General features: G+C 37.4%; 22 protein-coding genes. 11 read left to right on the top strand and 11 right to left on the bottom strand.

Translation table 11 applies throughout. From position 1 onward, the window contains the following. Window positions 1–23: 23 nt before the first annotated feature. Window positions 24–2327 (bottom strand): hypothetical protein, encoded by a 2304-nt coding sequence (locus tag KNQ97_RS12555; protein ID WP_253612311.1) that lies wholly within the window; start codon window positions 2325–2327, stop codon window positions 24–26. 259 nt (window positions 2328–2586) lie between these two features. Here KNQ97_RS12555 and KNQ97_RS12550 point away from each other — a divergent pair, with 259 nt between their 5' ends. Further along, window positions 2587–4410, top strand: coding sequence for an acyl-CoA dehydrogenase C-terminal domain-containing protein (locus tag KNQ97_RS12550; protein WP_001112080.1), 1824 nt, complete (start codon window positions 2587–2589; stop codon window positions 4408–4410). 71 nt (window positions 4411–4481) lie between these two features. Here the strand turns inward: KNQ97_RS12550 and KNQ97_RS12545 are convergent, their stop codons facing one another. Next, complete coding sequence (locus KNQ97_RS12545; protein WP_253612310.1) at window positions 4482–5129, bottom strand: hypothetical protein; 648 nt, start codon at window positions 5127–5129, stop codon at window positions 4482–4484. Between the two features lie 252 nt (window positions 5130–5381). On the opposite strand from KNQ97_RS12545, the gene KNQ97_RS12540 reads away from it, so the two are divergent. Next, window positions 5382–5636, top strand: coding sequence for a PspC domain-containing protein (locus KNQ97_RS12540; RefSeq protein WP_000013717.1), 255 nt, complete (start codon window positions 5382–5384; stop codon window positions 5634–5636). Between the two features lie 69 nt (window positions 5637–5705). On the opposite strand, the gene KNQ97_RS12535 is transcribed toward KNQ97_RS12540, so the two are convergent. From KNQ97_RS12535 to KNQ97_RS12520, 4 genes are all read right to left on the bottom strand, one after another. Next, window positions 5706–6806, bottom strand: a complete 1101-nt coding sequence (locus tag KNQ97_RS12535; protein WP_253612309.1) for an HPP family protein — start codon at window positions 6804–6806, stop codon at window positions 5706–5708. A gap of 132 nt (window positions 6807–6938) precedes the next feature. After that, window positions 6939–7736, bottom strand: a complete 798-nt coding sequence (locus KNQ97_RS12530; RefSeq protein ID WP_000481387.1) for a TIGR03915 family putative DNA repair protein — start codon at window positions 7734–7736, stop codon at window positions 6939–6941. 2 nt (window positions 7737–7738) lie between these two features. Continuing rightward, window positions 7739–9001 (bottom strand): putative DNA modification/repair radical SAM protein, encoded by a 1263-nt coding sequence (locus tag KNQ97_RS12525; protein ID WP_057054110.1) that lies wholly within the window; start codon window positions 8999–9001, stop codon window positions 7739–7741. 109 nt (window positions 9002–9110) lie between these two features. After that, the gene (locus KNQ97_RS12520) at window positions 9111–9527 is read right to left on the bottom strand and encodes a lysozyme inhibitor LprI family protein (protein ID WP_253612308.1); all 417 of its coding nucleotides are present in this window, start codon (window positions 9525–9527) and stop codon (window positions 9111–9113) included. 29 nt (window positions 9528–9556) lie between these two features. Between KNQ97_RS12520 and KNQ97_RS12515 the strand changes: the two genes are divergently transcribed. From KNQ97_RS12515 to KNQ97_RS12495, 5 genes are all read left to right on the top strand, one after another. Continuing rightward, window positions 9557–9979 carry a hypothetical protein gene (locus KNQ97_RS12515; RefSeq protein ID WP_002010652.1) on the top strand — a complete coding sequence of 141 codons (423 nt, stop codon included), beginning with the start codon at window positions 9557–9559 and terminating at the stop codon, window positions 9977–9979. 94 nt (window positions 9980–10073) lie between these two features. Continuing rightward, complete coding sequence (glyQ, locus tag KNQ97_RS12510; RefSeq protein WP_000085212.1) at window positions 10074–11051, top strand: glycine--tRNA ligase subunit alpha; 978 nt, start codon at window positions 10074–10076, stop codon at window positions 11049–11051. Further along, window positions 11051–13120 (top strand): glycine--tRNA ligase subunit beta, encoded by a 2070-nt coding sequence (gene glyS / locus KNQ97_RS12505; RefSeq protein ID WP_253612307.1) that lies wholly within the window; start codon window positions 11051–11053, stop codon window positions 13118–13120. Before glyQ ends, glyS begins: the two co-directional genes overlap by 1 nt. A gap of 247 nt (window positions 13121–13367) precedes the next feature. After that, window positions 13368–14006 carry an SLATT domain-containing protein gene (locus tag KNQ97_RS12500; RefSeq protein WP_253612306.1) on the top strand — a complete coding sequence of 213 codons (639 nt, stop codon included), beginning with the start codon at window positions 13368–13370 and terminating at the stop codon, window positions 14004–14006. Further along, the gene (locus tag KNQ97_RS12495; protein ID WP_253612305.1) at window positions 13999–15321 is read left to right on the top strand and encodes a reverse transcriptase domain-containing protein; all 1323 of its coding nucleotides are present in this window, start codon (window positions 13999–14001) and stop codon (window positions 15319–15321) included. The genes KNQ97_RS12500 and KNQ97_RS12495 overlap by 8 nt, the downstream gene beginning before the upstream one ends. A gap of 50 nt (window positions 15322–15371) precedes the next feature. Here the strand turns inward: KNQ97_RS12495 and KNQ97_RS12490 are convergent, their stop codons facing one another. After that, on the bottom strand, window positions 15372–15656 hold the full coding sequence (locus KNQ97_RS12490) for a YciI family protein (RefSeq protein ID WP_253612304.1): 285 nt from the start codon (window positions 15654–15656) through the stop codon (window positions 15372–15374). A 35-nt stretch (window positions 15657–15691) separates the two neighbouring features. Next, on the bottom strand, window positions 15692–16594 hold the full coding sequence (locus tag KNQ97_RS12485; RefSeq protein ID WP_001018287.1) for a DMT family transporter: 903 nt from the start codon (window positions 16592–16594) through the stop codon (window positions 15692–15694). Window positions 16595–16702: 108 nt separating this feature from the next. Between KNQ97_RS12485 and KNQ97_RS12480 the strand changes: the two genes are divergently transcribed. From KNQ97_RS12480 to KNQ97_RS12470, 3 genes are all read left to right on the top strand, one after another. Then, window positions 16703–17569 (top strand): LysR family transcriptional regulator, encoded by an 867-nt coding sequence (locus KNQ97_RS12480; protein WP_000355656.1) that lies wholly within the window; start codon window positions 16703–16705, stop codon window positions 17567–17569. A 148-nt stretch (window positions 17570–17717) separates the two neighbouring features. Further along, entirely contained in the window at window positions 17718–18137 is a 420-nt protein-coding gene (locus KNQ97_RS12475; RefSeq protein WP_000644154.1) for a hypothetical protein, read from the top strand. 94 nt (window positions 18138–18231) lie between these two features. Beyond that, window positions 18232–18663, top strand: coding sequence for a hypothetical protein (locus KNQ97_RS12470; protein ID WP_001088069.1), 432 nt, complete (start codon window positions 18232–18234; stop codon window positions 18661–18663). Between the two features lie 99 nt (window positions 18664–18762). Here KNQ97_RS12470 and KNQ97_RS12465 read toward each other — a convergent pair whose 3' ends face one another. Beyond that, on the bottom strand, window positions 18763–20118 hold the full coding sequence (locus tag KNQ97_RS12465; protein ID WP_253612303.1) for a S8 family serine peptidase: 1356 nt from the start codon (window positions 20116–20118) through the stop codon (window positions 18763–18765). A 35-nt stretch (window positions 20119–20153) separates the two neighbouring features. Then, complete coding sequence (locus KNQ97_RS12460; RefSeq protein WP_086222286.1) at window positions 20154–20462, bottom strand: hypothetical protein; 309 nt, start codon at window positions 20460–20462, stop codon at window positions 20154–20156. Between the two features lie 592 nt (window positions 20463–21054). Between KNQ97_RS12460 and KNQ97_RS12455 the strand changes: the two genes are divergently transcribed. After that, window positions 21055–21816, top strand: coding sequence for a hypothetical protein (locus KNQ97_RS12455; protein WP_000783288.1), 762 nt, complete (start codon window positions 21055–21057; stop codon window positions 21814–21816). 62 nt (window positions 21817–21878) lie between these two features. Here KNQ97_RS12455 and astE read toward each other — a convergent pair whose 3' ends face one another. Then, window positions 21879–22853, bottom strand: a complete 975-nt coding sequence (gene astE, locus KNQ97_RS12450; protein ID WP_005109362.1) for a succinylglutamate desuccinylase — start codon at window positions 22851–22853, stop codon at window positions 21879–21881.

Below are 22853 nucleotides of genomic sequence, written 5' to 3'. Positions count from 1 at the left end.
AGGTTCTTTTTTTATCTTACTCATTATTTTTTAGCGGCAACCATTTGCTTATAAACTTCTCGGAAAATTTCATAATCGATAAATTCATTATGTTCAGGTTTTAAGTTCTGAATTGTTTTTTCCGAAAGCTGTTTTTTACGAGCAGCCACATAAACATTCCCTAAAATATCAGCCGTTTCTGATAACAGATGCTTTTCTTCAGCAGAAACACCATTTTGTTTTTCAAACTCTAACTGATACTGTTTTGAGAAAAGTTGGGCTGGCTGTTTATATTGCTTCTGTAGCTTCTGCCAAGCTTCACGCCCTGTTTTACCTTGTATAGTCGTTAATACAATATGATCTACAGCACGTCCTAACTCGTGGTCAAACTGATCATCTTGTTCAAGATGATGTTTTTTCTGTAAAGCGGTAATACGCTCTAAGGCTTTTCCTTGAGGATTATATGTATCTTCATCAGAGAACCAGTAAGCATAAACCTCAGCAATTTCTTGTAGCTGTTGAACTGAATAATACTTAATATATGACGGTTTTTCGGCAGTCAATTTGGCAATAAATACTGCTTTATACGTTTTGTCATAAGCATGCGTTGCATCATAGGTTTTATCTGCAAGTACAGCCAGATTTGCATCTAAATCTTGTACATCACTATGTGTGCCCACAGGGTGCTCTGAAACATCACTTTGCCCAAGCTTTTCACTAAAACCTTTAATAAAGTTTTCCAGCATAGAACCTTTACTTGCTTCAGCCACAGATTTAGCTTGTTTAAGCTGCTGCTGATCAATTGAAGTCGCTTTCCCATAATTCAGAATTTGCATATCTGCTTTAATATTGAAGCGGTGCTTAAACTCAGCTGGCGTGTAATCAACATCGTAATCCATATTGACTGCACGGCCTTTGTCATCTAAAGCCACATCAATTGTGATTGGGTTTCTTTGCTTCGGTAAAGCTTGTTCAATTTCATCCTTATGTTTTAACCAAAGAGCTTTGAATGCTTCATCATTAATAAACTGGTTTTGGTTATACGCTTCAAAAGTTTGCTTTAAAGCGTCCTGACGAGACTTAATTTGCGCTTTTTGAATACTTGTATCGCTCTGATCCAGGACATCAATACCGTAGATTTGGCAATAATTAATATCCCCTAAAGCGACCGGGTTTTTAAGTGATTTTAATTCAATACATTGATCTTCCGTCAGTACAACTACTTCTTCATTTTCTGAAGTTTGTTCAGTCTCTGCTACAGCTACATCACTCGCCTCTTCACTAGAAGCAGACTCTACTTCCTCATCTTCAGAAGTAGAGGTATTGCCTAAATGAACATTAACAAGGGAGTACAACTGTTGACTAACAGCAGCGGCGTCATCAGAAGAAACCTTTTGTTCTTCTTTACTTGCAGTGCCTTTTTTCGCATCAGAAGCAGCAATCTCTGCAGCAAGCGTTTCAGCAAGTTTTTCCTCATCAAGACCTAAAACACTTTTTTGAAGATATTTTTCATTAACTTGCCCAAACAAATCTACTTCTAAAAGTAGTTGCTCAACCGTCGTCTTTAAACGAATTTTTTCAACCGCCCCTGCTTTACGATCAGCCTCAGTCAACGATATACGTTGTAAGTTTTGCGGTTCAGCTAATCGGTATGAAACAGCACTTGAAGCTTTAAGGTATTCAATAAATTTCTTCTTATCGACATTTTTAAAGAAGGCTTTATATTTTGAGAAATCAACATAAGCTAAATTATTTTGATTATCTTTATTAACCAAATATGGCATCAAACCAAAATAATTTATGTAAAACTTATAATTCTCAAGATCAAGCACCATTGGCAATTTTGCCTGAACTAAAAGTGTCGGTTTTTCATATCTAGCAGTTAAATTAAATGAACCCATTTTTTGACGATAATGTATCGAGCCGTCATAACTAAACTGAAGATCATTTAACAAATTAAATAATACGGTATTAATTTTTTCAGAACGTGCTGAGGAAGTCAGTCCCAAATCACCTTGTTCGTTTGCAATCGCCGCATATAAGGTTTGTTTCTGTGCTTTACTTAAGGCAACTTTTTGTTCACGTAAATATTGATCAACTTTCTTTTGTAATTCAGCATCTAGCTTAGCAGTATTCTCAGCTTTTACATTTTGCTTTATTTGTGAAGGATCAACGGTAATTTTAAAGTTTCCGCGATAATCATAACTTGGGTATTCATACATCGCATTAACACTTTGAATGGCTTTTTGCTCTAAACTCGCAGATGCCACCTGTGGACGCACGCCGTGTTGTGCACATGCCGTCAAGCCCAAACTAAATAAACATAAACTGAGATATTTTAAATGCATAACCTTTTTTAAAACCTTATCGCTTTATCTTTTTAACAAAACTTGCTAAAAATAAAAAAAAATTAGTTGTTTTTTCACATAAAAGTATAAGTCCCGACTTTAGCAGAAATTATAATTTCAGGTGTATTTATTTTCGACAAAATTCGCTTTTCTGACATTCCTTTTGGGTGCGATTAACATTGTATTTTTATCATGCGAGTGAATAATCAAATCATCGATTCAGATAATCCCACAATGATTCAAAATTAGGATTAAAGCCATGCCAGCATATAAAGCTCCGCTACACGATATCCGCTTCTTAATGAATGAAGTACTAGACTATCCTGCTCACTACAAAACTTTATCAAATGGTGAAAGTGCAGATCCTGATACAGTAGATATGATTCTTGAAGGTGCAGCAGATTATTGTGAAAACGTACTGTCTCCACTTAACCAATCTGGCGATGAAGAAGGTTGCCATTTTGACAACGGCGAAGTTAAAACGCCAAAAGGTTTTAAAGAAGCTTATGACCAGTTTGTAATGGGTGGCTGGCAAGGTCTTTCTTATCCTGAAGAATTTGGTGGTCAAGGCCTACCAATGTCTTTAAATCTGATTAAATCAGAGATGATGGGTACTGCGAACTGGTCATTTACCATGTATCCAGGTTTAAGCTCAGGCTGTATGAATACTATTTTGCAATTCGGTACAGATGAGCAAAAACAAACGTATATGCCGAAACTTGTTGAAGGTACATGGAGCGGCACAATGTGCTTAACCGAACCTCAATGTGGTACAGACTTAGGTCAGGTGAAAACCAAAGCTGAACCACAAGCTGACGGCACTTATAAGATTTCTGGTACAAAAATCTTTATTTCTGCCGGTGAGCATGATTTAACAGAAAACATTATTCATATTGTGCTTGCACGTCTTCCAGATGCACCAGCAGGTACTCGTGGTATTTCATTATTTATCGTCCCTAAATTTATCCCAACTGCGGATGGCGGCGTAGGTGAACGTAATACTGTAAGCTGTGGTTCAATCGAACACAAAATGGGTATCCGCGCTTCTGCAACTGCTGTATTGAACTTTGATAATGCAACAGGTTACCTCATTGGTGAAGTAAACAAAGGCTTACATGCCATGTTTACCTTTATGAACACAGCGCGTATTGGTACTGCGGTTCAAGGTATTGCCCATGCAGAGTTATCTTTCCAAGGCGCTCTACCATATGCCAAAGAACGTATGTCTATGCGTGCCCTTTCAGGTAAAAAAGATCCAGATAAAGTTGCTGATGCAATCATTCACCATGCTGACGTACGCCGCATGTTGTTAACTCAAAAAGCAATCGCTGAAGGTGGTCGTTCAATGATCTACTACGCAGCACAGCTTGCTGACAAAATGACAGATGCTTTGACACGCGGTGACCAAGCTGCATTTGAAGATTATGACGATAAACTTGGTTTCTATACACCAATTTTAAAAGGTTTCTTGACCGAGCTTGGCCTAGAAGCTGCTAACCACGGTATGCAAGTGTACGGCGGCCATGGTTACATCAAAGAATGGGGTATGGAGCAAATCGTACGTGATGCCCGTATTTCTACTTTGTATGAAGGAACAACTGGTGTTCAAGCACTTGATTTGATTGGTCGTAAAGTGTTGTTAAGCTCAAAAGGTAAAGTAGTTCGTGAATACACTGCTGAGATCTTAAAGTTCTGTGCTGCACATGCTCGTAATAAATACTTACGTCGTTTTGCTTGGGACTTAACAAAGCTTTGTGCTCAGTGGAACACTTTAACTGTTCGTATCATGCTTGCTGCACGTAAAGACCGTGACATCGTATCTTCTGCTTCTGTAGATTTCTTGATGTTCTCAGGCTATGTGATGATGGCTTATTTCTGGGCACAACAAGCAGTTGTCGCTTCTGAAAAATTAGAAGCAGGTAATGGCCAAGAAACTCCTGAGTTCTATAAAGCAAAAATTAAAGTTGCAGATTTCTACTTTGACCGTTTATTACCACGTGCTCAAGGTCATGCAGAATCAATGGTAACGACTTCTCGTACGCTGACTTCATTACCAGCGGAACACTTTAGTTTCGACTACTAATGATGTATAGACTCTAAAATCAAAAGAGCGCAATTGATATTGCGCTCTTTTTTATTTTGCTAAAATTGGCTTTACTCTTTATCAAGTACATAAGCTTTTGTAGGAACAAAATAATTTTGTTCCAAAAACTCACGGTTTTTACCAAAATCGCTATAAAATAATTTTTCTAAATTTACGACTAATCTTTGTTTTGCATCAATATCAAAATAGAAGTTAACATCTGATAAAGGACATTGAATCGTTAACTCATGAGCGGCAGGTTCGACCTTCCATTTCAAGGAAGGACATAATTGATTGATGACCGCACTTTTTGAGCCATCTTTACTACCAACACGACCAAAATGAACAACATTCCAATACGCAGTTCCATCAGGTAATAAATTTAAAATATATTCTGCCTCGCCTGTTTCACAATCGGCAAAATTATCTTCACATGAAATACGAGTGTGATAACGGCCTGCATATTGTTGGTCTGCTTCGGATAGTTTTGAGGTTTTATCTGGAACGCCCTCAGGCAAGAAAGTTCGTCCCGCTGCATCATCTAAAGTTTTAACCTTCGTAGTGCTTTTAATCAAACTATCTTCATGTCTAGAAGTCGTTGCTACGGCGGAGTGATCTTTAGAGTCGGCATGATTTACATCGCAGGCACTTAACCCCATACACAAGATGGCTGCCACACCCAAATGTTTCATTAAAAGACCAGACGACTTCAAAGACATATACATCATTCACATACAACAGCAATGCTACAGTTCAACCTTATTGTTCAGGAACGATATCATCGCTGCTACAAACACTTTCAGCCCCGAAACAGTGCATTTTAGTAGATGTTGCTTTCATTGATTTAAACCATTTACATATTTTAACCATTTTTAGTTTAGTGAACCTTTAATTCATTCGGATTGGCTCCATATTCTTAATTAACCAAGTGAATAAATGATTCCTTGTAACTTATATTTGAGGAGACTTAGATGGCCAATTCTGGTTTATATCGCTCGAACCGACAAAGCATGATCGCCGGTGTAATGGGCGGTATTGCTGAACGATTTGGTTGGAATGCAAATTTGTTACGCATTATTTTCGTGTTAGTTTCGATAATGAGCGCGGCTTTTCCAGGGATTTTAGTGTACTTAGTTTTATGGTTGGTAATTCCTAAAAAACAGCCAGAACAAGTGCAAGGTTATCAACAACCTGTTCGCACTGTACGAGAAGAACAAATACATTAAATAACTTAGCTTATTTTGGTCGCTACGGTTGCATCCCCTAATCAACCGTAGCTTTTTTTATGTTTAAAATTACAATTTACGATTTAACTGCTGTTGTAAAGCCGCAATCATATCTGCACGGCTAATGATTCCAATCAGTTTTCGTTCCTCAACCACCGGAATATAGTTAAAAGACTTCTCAACAAAGTAAGGTACAAGGTCTTGAATCGGCTGAGTTGGCAGTACAGTAACTACTCGGCGACTCATAATTTGTCTTACGTAATGCTGCCATGAGTTTCTTGGGTCTGTTGCCCCTTTAAACCATTCTACAACTTCATATAGCGCCAAAGTACCCACTAAATGGTTGTCTGCATTAACTACAGGCAAACTCATGAGATTTTCTTGTTTAAATTTATCTAATGCCTGATGAATATCATCATTTTCATGCAATTTAATCACATCTCGGCTCATAATATCCTGACAGGTATATTGGTTCACCATGCGTTCATTGGCATGTTCTTGCGCTTCTAAAATGATTTTTTCTAAGTCGTACTGGCTGATATCTAACAATTCAGTATGATGTTCTAATGCATACTCAATATCTTTTGGCTGAATTGATACTTTTTGAGTAGGTGTTGGATCTTTGCTTCGCTCATTTAAATGTGCAGTAACCGGATAATGTCGCCCAATCAATCGATTAAAAAATACAGCAAAACCGAGTAGAAGTAATGAGTTGAGCAGAACCGGATAAAAAACGAAATAAAAGCCTAATTTATGAATGGCAGCACCGCCCAACACAGCCGTAATCGCAACTGCTCCACTAGGCGGATGCAACGAGTCGGTGGTCATCATTAAAAATATGGCAAAACCCACAGCCACGCTAAAAGCCGTGGTTAAATCCGGAATCCACTGTGCACAGGCAACCCCAATAATTCCGGCTAATGTATTACCGACAATAACATTCCAAGGCTGAGCCAAGGGACTGGTCGGCACAGCAAACAATAGAACAGATGAGGCGCCCATTGGGGCGATGTACCAAGCATTAATTCCACCCAGAACATACCAGCTAATTAAGGAGGAAATTGCTAAACCACACAACGCTCCAATACCGCAAATTAACCGTTCTTTTAAGGGTAAAATCTTAAAATTTGGCTTTAAAATCTGTAACCATTCTGGCTGTATAACACTCACAGTACACCTTAGGGGATATGCCGTTATTTATAACGGGCAAAAGTATACGCCCAAAGCCGCATAAAGTGCATTTAAATTATATCTTTCAATTATCAGAAAACCTGTTGAATGAGCTTTTACTATTTTATTGTTTTAATATTCAATTAACTTTTCATTTAAATAGCGCCAGTATCTTTTTGGCAAATATTGCACATGAAGCTTAATATTCTGGCGTTCCGTAATATTAACGCTTTTAAAATAATCCTTCCAAAGCTGGTCATATAAGACTTCTTGCTCATCTAGCTCAAGCTGAAAACTTTGGCTCATTCCATTTTTTAAATTACGGTCAACGTCAGAGGCTTCGAGTGAAACTTCATGTATTTCCCGTAAATCATAATATAGGCCAAACTTGCGTTGCTCATCATAAATTAGCCAACGCTGATCTTGATAACGCCGTTTAAAATGCGGCTGAATAAGCGGTAAAACATTAAAATCAGGACGAACCAGACTTAAAAAAAGCTCATCTTTGGTTTTCTTAAAACGAATAAAAGCCTCCATCCGATGCTTCTCTCGTCCAACTTTTTTCGTCCACTGCGCAATCGCTAAAACACTGGGATGTGAATAATCTTTTTCTACAGAAGAATGGCTACTAAACACATAAATACAGTAATTAAATAAATGTTGATAGGCATCTAAAGATTCAGATAAAGAGGCAAAATAAAATTGTCTTAATGAAGAGGATGAAAGCTTTTTTTGTAGCGCTGACCAAACACGTTCTGCATGTTGCTCATTATTTGAAACCTCAATTTTATCGGCAAACAAGCCATGTTGAGCCGCATCATTCAAGCAAAGCCTAACCTGTAATTCTTTAAATTGAAATGCACGAAAAACACAGCTCAGCAGCCCAACCATTGAACCATCAAAATAATAAGCGACTTCCTCATTAAACATAGCTAAAACCCAAGGCTTAATTGTGGCGAAAGCTGCTGCACATATTTCGACGAGCCTTGCATTAAAATCTGCTGTCGAATAAAACTTGAAGACAGTTCTTTTTGGAATTTTGGACTGTCTTCACAGCGAATAAAGAATTTTGCTCGTTGGTAGGCCACACCGAGTTTTTTAAGTAAATCGATATGGATTTTTCCAAAACGGCGAGCCTGCACAATTTTCTTGGCTGATTTCACACCAATGCCCGGTACACGCAAAATCATTTGATAATCTGCGCGGTTTAAATCTACCGGAAACTGTTCGGGATGCCTTAAGGCCCAGCTTAATTTTGGGTCTACATCAAGGTCTAAGTTAGGGTGTTTTTCATTGACGATTTCATTGACTTCAAAACCGTAAAAACGCATCAGCCAGTCACTTTGATAGAGTCGGTTTTCCCTCAACAATGGCGGCGCAGAGCCAACTGCGGGCAAGTAATTATTTTCAGTATTAATTGGGATATAACCCGAAAAATAGACACGTTTGAGTTTAAATTCTTTATAGTGCTTGTCTGCCATAAACAAGACATCTTGATCTGACTCTTGATGAGCGCCAACAACCATTTGCGTAGTCTGCCCTGCTGGTACATATTTCGGCACGTGCTTAATAATTTGTCGCTCATCTTTCAGTTGAATGAGTCTGTCACGAACCAAACCTAAATCTTTTTGTACTTCCTGATGTGATTTTTCTGGCGCAAAAGTTTTTAACCCAATCTCAGTCGGCATCTCTAAATTAATGCTCATCCGGTCAGCATATAAACCTGCTTCATGAATCAGTTCAGGCGATGCACCCGGAATAGTTTTTAGATGAATATAGCCATTAAAATTTTCTTCAAGACGTAACTTTTTCACGACTTGAAGCATACGCTCCATCGTGTGATCGGCCGATTTAAATATGCCGGAGCTTAAAAATAAACCTTCAATATAATTACGGCGATAAAAATTAATGGTTAAATCTACAACCTCTTGCACCGTAAATGCTGCACGCTGGACGTCATTAGAACGACGTGAAACACAATAAGCGCAGTCAAAAATACAAACATTACTAAATAGAATTTTTAAGAGAGATACACAGCGGCCATCTTCGGTATAGCTATGGCAAATACCTGAATGACTGGCATCCCCCAGACCTTTATTTTTGTTTTTACGATCACTGCCACTTGATGAACAAGACACATCATATTTAGCAGCATCAGCAAGAATTTGTAGTTTTTCCCGAATGCGATCAGACATATCAAACGACTCATTTATGGCATCGTTTTAAAAATATCATTTCGCATTCTTAAATTTAATCCAGTGAAGTACGCTCAGCGTCATGAGGTGACGTTTAAAATAATTCGTCTTAATTAACGTATTCTTCAAGCTGTTTTACACGCGCTGCATACTCTTGCATTGGGCAATACGAATACATCGGTGAGCCAATGTATGAGCCTGCATTACTACATTCCTGATCTACATAAGCTTTCCAAAGTCGCTGAGATTTTAAAATATCTTGATAACGCTCTGGCTGTTTATATTCTTCGCTTTGTGTGCGAATTTGATCAATGAGAGCAACAATTTTTTCTTCATAAGTCTTTTTAGCTTGTTCAGAACAACTATGTACAACCATGTTATTAATACTTTCAAGCTGCATTTCCTTAATGGTCTGGTCTACACATTGGTTGTATTCATCTTGCTCATCAGTTTCCGTCTGCGCGTAAAGCCAGGGACTACAAAAAAGGCTGGATAAAACAATGAGTTTGCAGCAAAATTTCAGCATAATTTATTCTCGATTCTATAATTTTTAATATGCTTCAATATAACAAAAAAATGATTATTCACGCACTTGCGCTTGCACCCATCCCATTGCTGAGTTTATCTGCCTTAGGGGTAATAATATTAAATGCTGAGTTCAACCTTTATTCGATTGGAGTTATTTTTCTAGCCCACTTCTTATTTTATTTACTTTTTTATGGCCTTCTGGTTATTCCTTTTGCATATATCATTTCCTATTTTCTCGCCCGTAAAAATCGTTTAAATCTGATGAGTATTTTCATCAGCGCAACTGCGATCTGGATTTTGATTGGCCCTATTACACGTTTGATTTTTGTCGGATCATTCCCTTCCCCTTGGTGGCATATTTATAAGATCTACAGTTTCTATCTGATGATCTTATTTACAGGCTTTTGCTATTGGTTAGGCTTAAAGTGGCTAAGCCAGAAAAACAAATGACCGAATCATGTATTCCCTTGATTAAGCCTTTGCCACTCCCTTACAAAATCCTTATACTTAGGGGCAATTTTTCTCATAAATTCGTGGATGCTACATGAGTCGCGCCATCTCGCACATTGATACATTTCAGGGCTTAATTCTTGCCCTACAAAACTATTGGGCCGAACAAGGCTGCGTCGTACTACAACCTTACGACATGGAAATGGGCGCTGGAACATTCCACACCGCAACATTCTTACGTGCTTTAGGGCCAGAGACTTGGAACGCGGCATACGTTCAACCTTCACGTCGTCCAAAAGATGGTCGCTACGGTGAAAACCCGAACCGTTTGCAACACTACTACCAGTTCCAAGTGGTACTTAAGCCAAACCCAGACAACATCCAGCAACTTTATCTTGATTCTTTAAAAGCAATCGGGATTGACACGCTTACTCACGATATCCGTTTCGTAGAAGACAACTGGGAATCTCCAACTCTTGGGGCTTGGGGCTTAGGTTGGGAAGTTTGGCTTAACGGTATGGAAGTAACTCAGTTCACTTACTTCCAACAAGTTGGTGGTGTTGAATGTTACCCAGTAACAGGCGAAATCACTTACGGTTTAGAACGTCTTGCGATGTACCTACAAGGTGTAGACTCGGTTTATGACCTTGTTTGGACCAAAGGCCAATTTGGTACTGTGACTTACGGCGACGTATTCCATCAAAATGAAGTTGAGCAATCGACTTATAACTTTGAATACGCTCCAGTTGATAAACTATTTGAACTATTTGATTTCTACGAGTCAGAAGCTAACCGTTTAATGGAAGCTAAACTTCCACTTCCAGCTTATGAGCAAGTCGTTAAAGCGTCTCATACCTTTAACTTGCTTGATGCACGTGGCGCAATTTCTGTAACTGAGCGTCAACGCTACATTTTACGTGTACGTACTTTGGCGCGCGCTATTGCGCAAAGTTATGTACAAGCACGTGCAGAGCTTGGCTTCCCAATGGCAGAACCACACTTACGTGATGAAGTATTGGCACAGCTAAAAGCACAAGCTGAAAGTGAAGCAGCAAAGGCGGAGAAAAACTAATGAGCAAACATACTGTTTTATTCGAACTTGGCTGTGAAGAGCTTCCACCAAAAAGCTTAAAAACGTTACGTGATGCACTACAAGCAGAAACTGTAAAAGGCTTAAATGAAGCAGGTTTAAACTTCGCATCTGTTGAAGCTTATGCCGCTCCACGTCGTTTAGCGCTTAAAATTGTAGATGTAGATGCTGCTCAAGCGGATACACAAAAACGTTTTGACGGCCCTGCTGTTCAAGCAGCTTACGATACAGAAGGCAAACCGACTAAAGCACTTGAAGGCTTTATGCGCGGTCAAGGCATTACTGTTGATCAGCTTTCTACATTCCAAGCAGGTAAAGTTGAAAAAGTTTGCTATTTAAAAGATGTGAAAGGTCAAAGCCTTGATGCTTTACTTCCACAGATTTTACAAACTGCGTTAGACAATTTACCAATTGCTAAGCGCATGCGTTCTGCTGCAAGCCGTACCGAATTTGTACGTCCAGTGAAATGGGTTGTCTTACTCAAAGATGACCAAGTTATTGAGGCGACTATTCAAGATCACAAAGCTGGTAATGTGACTTATGGTCACCGTTTCCATGCACCTGAAGCTGTGACCTTAGCGCATGCAAATGACTATTTAGCTGCGTTAGAAAAAGCATATGTTGTAGCGAACTTTGAAAAGCGTCAGGCAACTATTCAAGAACAAGTGAAAAAGTTAGCTGATGAAGTGAACGCAACTGCGATTGTTCCAGCTGACTTACTTGATGAAGTAACAAGTCTGGTTGAATGGCCTGTAGCTTTACGTGCAACTTTTGAAGAACGCTACTTAGCTGTTCCTCAAGAAGCGCTCATTACGACAATGCAAGACAACCAGAAGTATTTCTGTTTGATCAATGCGGAAGGTAAATTACAGCCTTACTTCATTACTGTTTCAAATATTGAGTCTAAAGACCCGACTCAAATTATTGAAGGTAACGAAAAAGTTGTTCGCCCTCGTTTGTCTGATGCTGAGTTCTTCTTCTTACAAGATCAAAAGCAACCGCTTGCATCTCGTAAAGAAAAATTAGCAAACATGGTATTCCAAGCACAGCTTGGTACGCTTTGGGACAAATCAACACGTATTGCAAAACTTGCAGTTGCATTATCTTCAATCACTGGTACAAACCCAGCTGATGCTGAAAAAGCTGCATTACTTGCTAAATGCGACTTAACCTCTGAGCTTGTTGGTGAATTCCCAGAACTTCAAGGTATTGCGGGTACTTACTACGCGCGTATTGAAGGCGAAAACACTGAAGTTTCAGAAGCTTTAGGTGAACAATACTTACCAAAATTTGCGGGTGATGTTTTACCAAAAACCAAAACAGGTACAACTATTGCCCTTGCTGACCGTTTAGATACGCTTGTTGGTATTTTCGGTATTGGACAAGCGCCTACAGGTTCTAAAGACCCGTTTGCACTTCGTCGTTCAGCAATCGGTATCTTACGTTTAATTATTGAAAATGAGCTAGACGTAACGATTGAAGAGTTAGTGAATCTTGCGCTTCAAGGTTATGGCGATATCGTTAAAGACCATGACAAAACTCGTGCTGACGCAGTTGCATTCTTGGAAGGTCGTTACCGTGCTAAGTATGAAGACCAAGGCGTTGCTGTTGACGTCCTTCAAGCAGTTCAAGCTCTTGCACCAAAATCTCCACTTGATTTTGACAAGCGTGTAAATGCAGTTAACCACTTCCGTACATTACCTGAAGCTGCTGCACTTGCGGCTGCAAACAAACGTGTTGCTAACATTCTTGCAAAAGAAGCAGCACCAGAAGGTTCTGTAGTTGAAGCAAACTTGGTTGAAGATGCTGAAAAAGCATTATTTGCTGAGCTTCAAGCAGTGACACCTGTGGTTGAACCATTACTTGCAGCAAAAGATTACACAGCTGCTCTTTCTAAGCTTGCAGCACTTCGCGCGCCGATTGATGCATTCTTTGATGGTGTAATGGTTATGGCAGACGATGCTGACCTGAAAGCAAACCGTTTACGTTTATTGGCTCAGTTACGTAACTTGTTTACTGCTGTGGCTGATGTGAGTGTGTTGCAGAGCTAAACTTTTAATTTTTTTAAGTATTTCTAAAAATCCCACTTTAAATTAGTGGGATTTTCTTATATTATCATTAAGCATTTAGACCATATATCTCTGATATCATCTGTATGAAAATATAGGTGCAACTGATTTAGAGTAGCTTTCTGCTACTAGGCTTTGCCTGATCCTTAAGTATAAGGATAATACTCTGTAACTTTTAAATGGTCTAAATGTTCCTCATATTAAAAGTAAGTATTAGAGCCAGTAAAATATGGAATTAAAAGATAAAGTTTGGTGGACAAAAAAATCAAAAATATTCCATGAAAAAAGATTATTAGCCTATAACTTTCATTCTCAATTACTATTGATATGGTATTCATTATTTACAGTAGCGGCTTCAACATTAAATGCAAATTCATTATATTTACTTGGAATAAATCAGAAACAACTTGACCCCAATATACTAATAATATTTTCAGTTTTAACATTAACTATGTCATGTTTTGTTTCTTCATTAAATTTTAAAGGAAGATCATTAAGTATTAAACAATGCTATGAAAATTTAGCTTTATTAAATTATGAAAATGACAATGAGGCAAATCATAAATATCAAAAATTATTAGATAGTTGTGAAAATCACGAGGATATTGATTATATTAATGCAAAAATAAATATTTATTATTCTACACCTAAAAATTCTAGAACAGATATACATCCATCACCAACTGTTTTTGAAAAAATACAATATGTTTACAGGAAAGTAGTTAATTTTATAATTTTAAGTATTTTATATATTTTACCAATATATACAATTTACTTTACAGAAAGCAATTGGCAGCAACAGCAACAGCAACAGCAACAGCAACAGCAACAGCAACAGCAACAGCAACAGCAACAGCAACATGTCTAATACAAAATTATTCCAATCTCAAATAAATGTAAGCTCTTTAAACGATATATATAATCAATATATCTACTATAGTTATGCTATTGGTATAGACAATATAAATCATACTCAATTTAATAAAAAGATAAATGATGAGCTAGATCTAATTAACAGAAAATTACTTTCTCAAAAATATAAGTTCAGCCGTTATAAACTAAAACTACTGAACAAAGGCAAAGGAAAGTCTCCAAGAGAAATTTATATACCAACTATAAGAGATAGAGTTTTATTAAAAGCTATTCAACTATTTCTTCAAGAAGTTTTTAAAGAAAATCTATCTCAAGAATTACCCCAAAATATTATTAAAGAATTAAAATCAGAACTAGACTCAAAGAAATATAATGCTTTTATAAAAATTGATATAAAGAACTTTTACCCATCCATTGATAGAAAAATTTTATTAAAAAAAATTCGATCTAAAATTAGAAATAAATATTTCTCAAATTTACTTTTAGATGCTTTAAATCCATCTAAAAAGGAGTTTATTTCAGGAGTCCCTCAAGGCTTATCAATATCAAATATACTCGCTCATATTTATTTAATTCCCTTAGATAAAAAATTAACTAGTCAATTTAATATTAAATACTTTAGATTTGTTGACGATATTTTAATCCTTCTTGATATGAGAGATAAAAATTATATAATAGAAATTTTAGAAAAAGAATTTTCCAAACTAAAATTAGAAATACATCCAATCAAAGATGAAAATAGTAAATCTAAAATTTCTTACTTGAGTAATGGATTTGATTATCTTGGTTATAATTATCGTAATGAGGAATTTTCTATTCGTGATTCATCTATAAATAATTTAAGAAATTCAATTGTGGAATGTTTTACTTCTTATAGATACGCAACCAGCTCAAGAAAAAATATAAATTTTTTATTATGGCGCCTTAACTTAAAAATTACTGGATGTATTGACAATGGTAAATCAAAAGGTTGGTTGTTCTTTTTTTCACAATTATCTAATTATAAAATTTTATATGAATTAGATCATTTTGTTAGAAAAATAGCTAAGCAATTTAAACTATCAAGTGCTGAGATTAATCAAATTAAAAGATTCTCAAGAACTTATTTTGAAATTACACATAACTTTTATTCTTCAAATTACATCCCCAACTTTGATAAATATAACATCACTATGAAAAAAGATATTTTAATACAAGTGTTTAGTCAAGATTTAAAAGGACGTTCTGATGAGGAAATAGACGATATGTTTAAGTTTAAAACAAGAAAACATATTAACAAGTTACTTATCGACCTTAGAAATTTTTCTTAATTTTTAGAAAAATAGAGAACTACTTAAGCTTAAGTAGTTCTCTAATGTAGTTAAACAAATTCTTTAATCTCTTCTAAAATTTTCGATGGCTCAAACCACATAAAATCATAATCAGCTACATCATGAATATAAAACGGATCATTTTTTATAACCTCTTCGGCCTCTTGAAGCGAAGAGCTTAGAACTATAATTACCCCACCTACTCTATTTTCACGGCGACCTGATGCCAGAAATTTCTTTTGCTCATAGTAATGATCTAAAAATGTGATATGTTCTTTTAGCACTGCATCAACTTCGGCTAACGGTTTTTTATAAGTTAAAGTAACAACAATCATCTCATTCTCTTAAAGCAAGTAGCGCGTGACATAGCTTATTCGATAGTACGCCTATTCCCCCAATTCATCCACACTAAACTTCCCACAATAATTACTCCTCCCAGCAGCACCATCATTGATGGTTTTTCATTTAAGAAAATAACTGCCAAACTCATGGCGACAATCGGCGAGCAATACAAAAAATTCGATGCAATCGTTAACGGCATATTTTTAAGTACATAGCCCCAAAGTACATAAGCCATCGCACTTGGAAAAATACCTAATAAAACAACCGACATATTGGCCTGCCAAGTAGCATGTAAAATTTCACTAGGTAAATGAGCACTATAAAATAATAAAGGAAGGGTCCCGAACCAAATGATGTAGCACATCATGCTCAAGGCATCATAATTTAAGGCAAATTTTTTATATAAATTAAAATAAATCCCCCAGGCGATTGCAGCTAAAACAATCAACAAACTATAAGGGCTCGGCATACCAAAACCATGATCTCCACTGACCACTAACACGGCACCACAAAGCCCTAGCAAAATACACAACCACTGTTTGAACCGAATATGCTCTTTAAAAACCAAAGCTGAAATAATAAAAGTGAATAGCGGAATAGATTGACTCAAAATACTAGATGCGACCGCAGTTACATATTGCTGCCCTGTATTTATCAGCAAATGATGCAGCGTTACAGAGAAAAATCCTAATACACCTAACGCAGGAGCATCTTTCCACGTTAAAGGCTGAATGCCTTTTTTAATGACCAAAAGCAGCAAGAAAACCGATGCAATCAAAAAGCGAAGCAAGGCAATGTGCTGCGGTGTATATGAATGCAAAGCACTATGTACACCAATAGGCGAATAGCCCCAACAAAAAACGGTTACAGCAATACATAAGTAGAGCTTAAATGCTGGAGGCTGGGTTTCGGCAGCAAGAGAAATTGCCATGTTAAATCTGCACTAATGAAATGGAACTCTTTCATCATATGCGCATAGATAGTTGAATAAAATTAACTTATATTGAGTCAAATATTCATTAAAAGTGAATGATTAAATATGGATATTACCCAGTTAAAAATGTTTCAAACCGTGGTTGAATGCGGAACCATGGCTAAAGCATCACTACAACTACATTGCGTACCCTCCAATATCACTACACGCATTAAGCAACTTGAAGAAGAACTAGGCGCACCGCTGTTTTATCGTGAAGGAAAAAGTTTAAAACTCACCCCATCAGGAGAAATCTTTCTCGATTATTGCCATAAAATTTTAGCGCTATGCGATGAAGCGAAACGAAGTATTCATCCAGATGCACCGCCCTCTGGCCCGCTCAAAATTGGAGCTATTGAATCTTCTGCTACAACTCGCCTGCCCAACTTACTTGCAAAATATCATCAACGTTATCCAGAAGTTTCTATTCAAATTATTACTGGCACATGGAAACAGCTACTAGTCGATATTTCTCAGCACAAACTTGATGGTGCAATTGTCGCAGGTAATATTGAGTTTCCGATGCTGAATAAACTGAGTATTTATCAAGAAGACATGGTCTTAATTGCATCTCATTCTTTAGGAGAAATTCATTGCCAAGAAGATTTGATTGGTAAAGAAATTTTCATGTGGACTGAAGGCTGTCCTTACCGTGCAGCTCTTGAAGAATGGCTTAAACTGAAGAATATCTCTCTCCCTATCACCAGTATTACCAGTTACGCCACCATTATTGGGTGTGTCAGTGCGGGTTCTGGCGTGGCGTTAGTGCCTAAGAGTATTTATGAACAATATAAAAATTTAGCGCATATTCAAAGTTATAAATTTGAATACCTTGCCTTTATGCAAAATCATTTTTTCTGGCATAAAAATGTGAGTAACCATAAAGCGAGAGACATGTTTATAGAATTGATAAAGTCGGAGTTTTGTTTATAAAGCATTTGGGTAATGATGCTATTCCCTTCAAATGATGATTTCTCGTAATCAAATCGTATGGGTTTTATCTCATGTCTGCACAAGATTTATTTTTAACAGTAAGATCAGCTATCCATATTTTGATAGTCATTGGGGAGATTAATCCAAAATGAAAGCCATAAAAATTTTATGTATTACAAGCTCTATCTTGGTTTCATCATCTCTCTTTGCTGAAACACCTCAACCTCAACAAGTGAATGAAGCAACTTCTAAGACAATGCCTTATGGTGATAATCCAAGCTTAGGCCGCGTACTGTTATATAAAACAGGAAAAGGCATACAAAACTTAGGAGATTCTATTCAAGGCGCCTCTGAAAAAACCTCAAATAAAATTAGTGAAAAATGGAAAGATACGAAAGAATTTACCGCTGAAAAAGCAGAAGTTGTTCAACAAAAAGCGGATACAGCCAAAGTATTTACTGAACAGAAAATAGAGCAAGCCAAACAAAATATTACCAGCAGTAGAAACGGTGAAAATATTCCAATCGAACAAGGTGAGCTAAGTAAATCTAGTACGACTGCCAATTAAAATTAAATCGGAGTAGCGCGATCATATCGCGCTTCCAAAGAAACACACTTTAAAAAAGACATACATCCACTACAAAGAGCTAGGAACCTGCCTTATGAACAGTCAAAAACTTCTCTTTTCTACCCTGTGCTGCTTAGCATTAACTGCATGTGCAACTACTGCACCTCTTTCTTCTTATCCTCAGGCACAAGTTTTAGAACAAGATACCAATATCGAAGCTTATCCAACCACCACAGGCAATGTAGCCAAGCTCATTAAACACGATAAGCAAGCTTGTATGATTGAATTTACGGGTTATTTAGGTGGTGGACAAGTAACTGAACATTGGATTTTTAATAATAAAGGTCTGATTTCAGCTCAATCATTTACAGAACAATATCCAGACTCTTCTGGCATATTAAGTCAAGCGACCAATTCGACAACCAAAAGCTCTACCACTTTTAATATCCAAGATCCCGAAATTCAAAATAATTTCAAAAAACTTCAAAGTAATTTTAGTAAAGACAACTTAGCAAAGTGTGATTAAGGCTTTTTCATAAAAAAACTCGTTGCAGAAGTTATCTTTTGCAACGAGCCATAGCCATTTAAATTTTTTGGACCTAATAAAAAATTATAAATATGCTATTTAGTTAACGGTTAAACCATTGGTTGCCGCCAGTAAATCAATCCGTGGGAAAACCAAGCCCGTTCTTGAGTCAGTAATAGGTTTACCCGTAGCTTTTAACCGGCTAATAGTTTGATCGATACTTTCAGTTGGACTCACACTATTCGCTCTCAATAGAGCAATCGCGCCTGCCACATGTGGTGTCGCTTGAGAGGTACCGCCCATGGTATAGCCACCTGCGGTAATCATTGCACCCGGCGCCAATAAAGTCACAAGGCTTCCCCCATTACTAAAGCAGGCTACCTTATCTGCTGCTGTAGTAGGGTCAGAACATTTCACGGGGTTACCCCATGACACACCACCAATATTACTATCATAAACAGCGCCTACCCTTACTGCCCCTGCCACACAAGCAGGAGATGAAATTCCGTCAGGGAAGGCATCATTACCAGAGGCTACAACCGGAACCACGCCAGCAGCTCGCGCATTGGCAAATGCTGTTCCATAACTGCTATCGCTACACTCAGAGGTATATTTGACTCCCGGCACACCAAGGCTCAAATTCACCGCTTTAATATTATAGGTTTGTGCATTGTTTACAGCCCAGTTAATCCCCGCGAGAATATCACTATCATAAGCGGTGCTTACCCACTTACCTTGCGATCTGACCTTTCTAAATACATCAATACCAATAATTTTAGTTTTAGTAGCGACTTTCGACACAATAGCGGAAACGTTACTACCATGCCCATCATCATCCAAAGTGCCATCATCTGGTGCACTATCAAAAGAATAAACCACACGGCAAGTACTTGATGGAGTATTCACAGCGGTACATCTGAAATCTGAATGTAGATAATTTACCCCTGTATCCAGCACAGCAACACTAGATCCCTCCCCCGTAAAACCATTGGTATTGGCTTGTGGTTGATTAATCAAAGGCAAACTTTCAGTAGTTGTAGTACGGTTAATACGGTTTGGATAAACTGCTTTAACGTTCGGATCATTTAATAAAGATACTAAAGCCTCACGGTTACTAATCCGATAAAAAGCCAAAGGCAGGTTATTGTAATCCCGAAGTACTTGTACACCGCCGGCACGATTAAACCTTGTCTGAAGATTCTTTTTATTTGTAGCAATATAACTTCGCCGTTCTAAACCGGAAGGTACGCTCGATGAAGGAATATTGTATTCGACAATTAAATCGTTTGAATCATTACTAACCAAGGCATCTAAATCTATTTTACCTTGGAACACTTTTTGTTTTGCTGCCTGACTTAACCGATGTTTGGTCCCTTTGGAATCCAAAGGAAGAGCGGACACAGTTGTACTGAAAATTGTACATAGACCTAATAGAAACAACGTTTTACTTTGCATTATTTTTCTCCGTAGTTTTTCAACTAACAATTTGCTTATTTCGCTTTTATTTCATTTGCTGGATCTTTTTCTGGATCAATCGGTTGAATCGAAGGATCACTTTTTGTGTCATAAAAAGGAACGGTATCTGCTGATACCGATTGAGAGTGGTTTGAATTTAAAGATACGTTTTTAGGTTGAGTAGGCTCCTTAAGTTTAGAAAGGGAAGATGAAGTATCTGGTTGTGGTGAATTCGTCTCCTGTAAAGCAGAATTGAACACATCAGATGCACCGCTTGTGGGTTTGAAATAAAGAACAACGGCGATCAAGCCGACTATTACAAGTAGGGAAGCTATAATTTTCATCATTTAAGATCTCTGTTTTTTTGTTTATAGACATCTATATTTACTTTTGATTATTCGAAATAAAGAGACATTTCTTGAGTTACATTTCATGTGAAATTTCTATTTCGTAAAATGTATAAACATGAGAAAAGCTAAAATATCTTTTCTCGAATAAGCAAAAATACAGTTCTGCCCTTTACGTTTATATTTCTGGCAGAATAAGGTTCAAAAAAGTGCTAAAAAGCACCCTATTCTCATAATAAGCAATTATTATGCCGTTTCCTCTAATAAATAACGAGAACTACATCACATTTAGAGATATAGGCATGTATCACATGAACAACGATAGAAAAATTTAGGAGATGAAGGTTAAAAAGCTGTAAGATGAAAATAGGACCAGCTTAATAAGAATAACTAAAAAATAAATGTTCTTTTTCACTTTATTATTAATTTTTATTAATCTTCACAATTTATCCCTAGTCTGTTTACTCAATGTAACACTGTTGTAACGTTTTGATGAAGTGAGTTCCCAAGCTCATATTTCCTTAGCTATGATGCGATTGCGTTTATGAAATACCTCACTAAAAGGGTATATTCTTTGAAGGATATCGCAATGAAAATGATGAAAACAGCTATCGTTACTGCAAGTGTACTTGCTTCTGCCTCTATTTTTGCACAAAGTGCGGGCGTTAATGCAGGTGCATCTGCTCAAGTCAACGTACAACCAGGTGGTCTTGTTAGTGGCGTAGCCAATACAGTCAAAAATACTGCACATACTGTAGGGAACACAGCAAAACATGCTGGTCACGTAGCTGCTGACACAACCGTTAAAGCTACAAAAAAAACAACAGGTAAAGTAACTGAACTTTCTTCTAAAGCTGCTACTGGCACTAAACATGTAGCAAGTGAAGCTGTAACTGGTACTAAACATTTTGCTACCGAAGCAGCAACAGGTACAAAAAATTTAGCGACTAAGGCTGCAACTGGCACTAAAAACCTAGCAGTTGAAGCTAAAGCAGATACAAAAGCGCATCTTGATGCTGTAAAAACTAAGGTAGCAGAAAAACAAGCTGACCAAAAAGAATTTACTGCTGAAAAACAGGCCGATGCTCAAGCACGTGTAGATGCTGTTAAAGCTCGTGTAGCACAAAATCAAGCTGAGCAAAAAGAATTCGTTGCTGACACTAAAGCTGATGCTCAAGCAAAATTAAATGCAGCTCAACCGGCTCATGGAGTTAACGCTCAAACAGGTGTAAACGTTGGTGTTAATGTTGCTGGTATTAATGCAAATGCAAACGTAAATGCAGGCGCTCAAGCGACTACACAAAAAGGCGAAAAGAAATCTTTTATTAAAGGTCTTTTCGGTACTAACTAATTAAAGTTAGCAATAAAAAAGGGCGATTCATCGCCCTTTTTTATTTGCCTAAAATTAACTATTCAGATTGTTTCAGTTAAAACCAAGCCTGCACGTAAACCGATCTTCACATTCGGGTTTGGAAATAAAATCCAGACCTGATCTTGTTCAACTACATAGTTACCAGAAGGCTGAGTCGCAATGATTTCGCCTTTAGTAAAAGTTGAAAAGTTTGGAGCCTCAGCAGATAAATTCATGTGAAACTCTTCATCTTTTTTTATTAAAGAGTCAGATACCTGAAACACACGAATTTTTGGTTTATTACGCACTGGCAAAGCTTGCTCAGAAACCACGTTACGAATGACTTCATCAATTGAAGCAAATTGACTCAAGTCATTTTGTCCAAATGGTAATGCTTTACCTAACTCTAAAGTTGCACTCGCCGCCTTAAAATTCTCACTCGTAAAATGGGTAAACGTTTTACCTACCGCATTATGATAAACCAAAGCATCCAAATCAGCTGCTTCAAGACTTGCCGTTAAATCAGCATCATAGCCATGCGTTTGATATGGAAATAAAGCAAATGTTGGCAATAATGAAGCCCGAATTGCTGTGTGCAAATCATAATGATAACGTTTTGCCTGACTCGAACTTTCCTGAAAGAAAGTGGCAACAGTCTGCTCTAAAACCTCAGCACGCTTAGATTCTTCAGTTACAGGCAGATTTTTATACCCACCACAGAACATACGGTTTACATCGTCATGTACATAACGCTTGCCTTGACGCATCGCATAGGGATTACCCAATACAAGCAATAATCTCACCGAAAGCTTTAAACGCCCAGCAAATAAATCGGTGCAAAGATGAGATAGCAATTCAATTGGTGCCGTTTCATTCCCATGTACTCCAGCTGACAGTACGACAGCTTTGTCGTACTGCGCATGTGGTGTACATTCAAGAAGTCCCTCACCCAACCAACGCCAAGAAAAATTTGCTTGTTTTCCCTCACGCGTTGCAGGTTGCTCACCTTGTAAGGTTAATGCTAGAAAATCTTGCAT

This window comes from Acinetobacter sp. UC24323 (assembly GCF_024151445.1).
In the GTDB taxonomy this organism is placed as follows: Bacteria; Pseudomonadota; Gammaproteobacteria; order Pseudomonadales; family Moraxellaceae; genus Acinetobacter; species Acinetobacter baumannii.
Note: the sequence above shows the minus strand (reverse complement) of the source record. Positions and strands in the feature narration are given on the sequence as shown.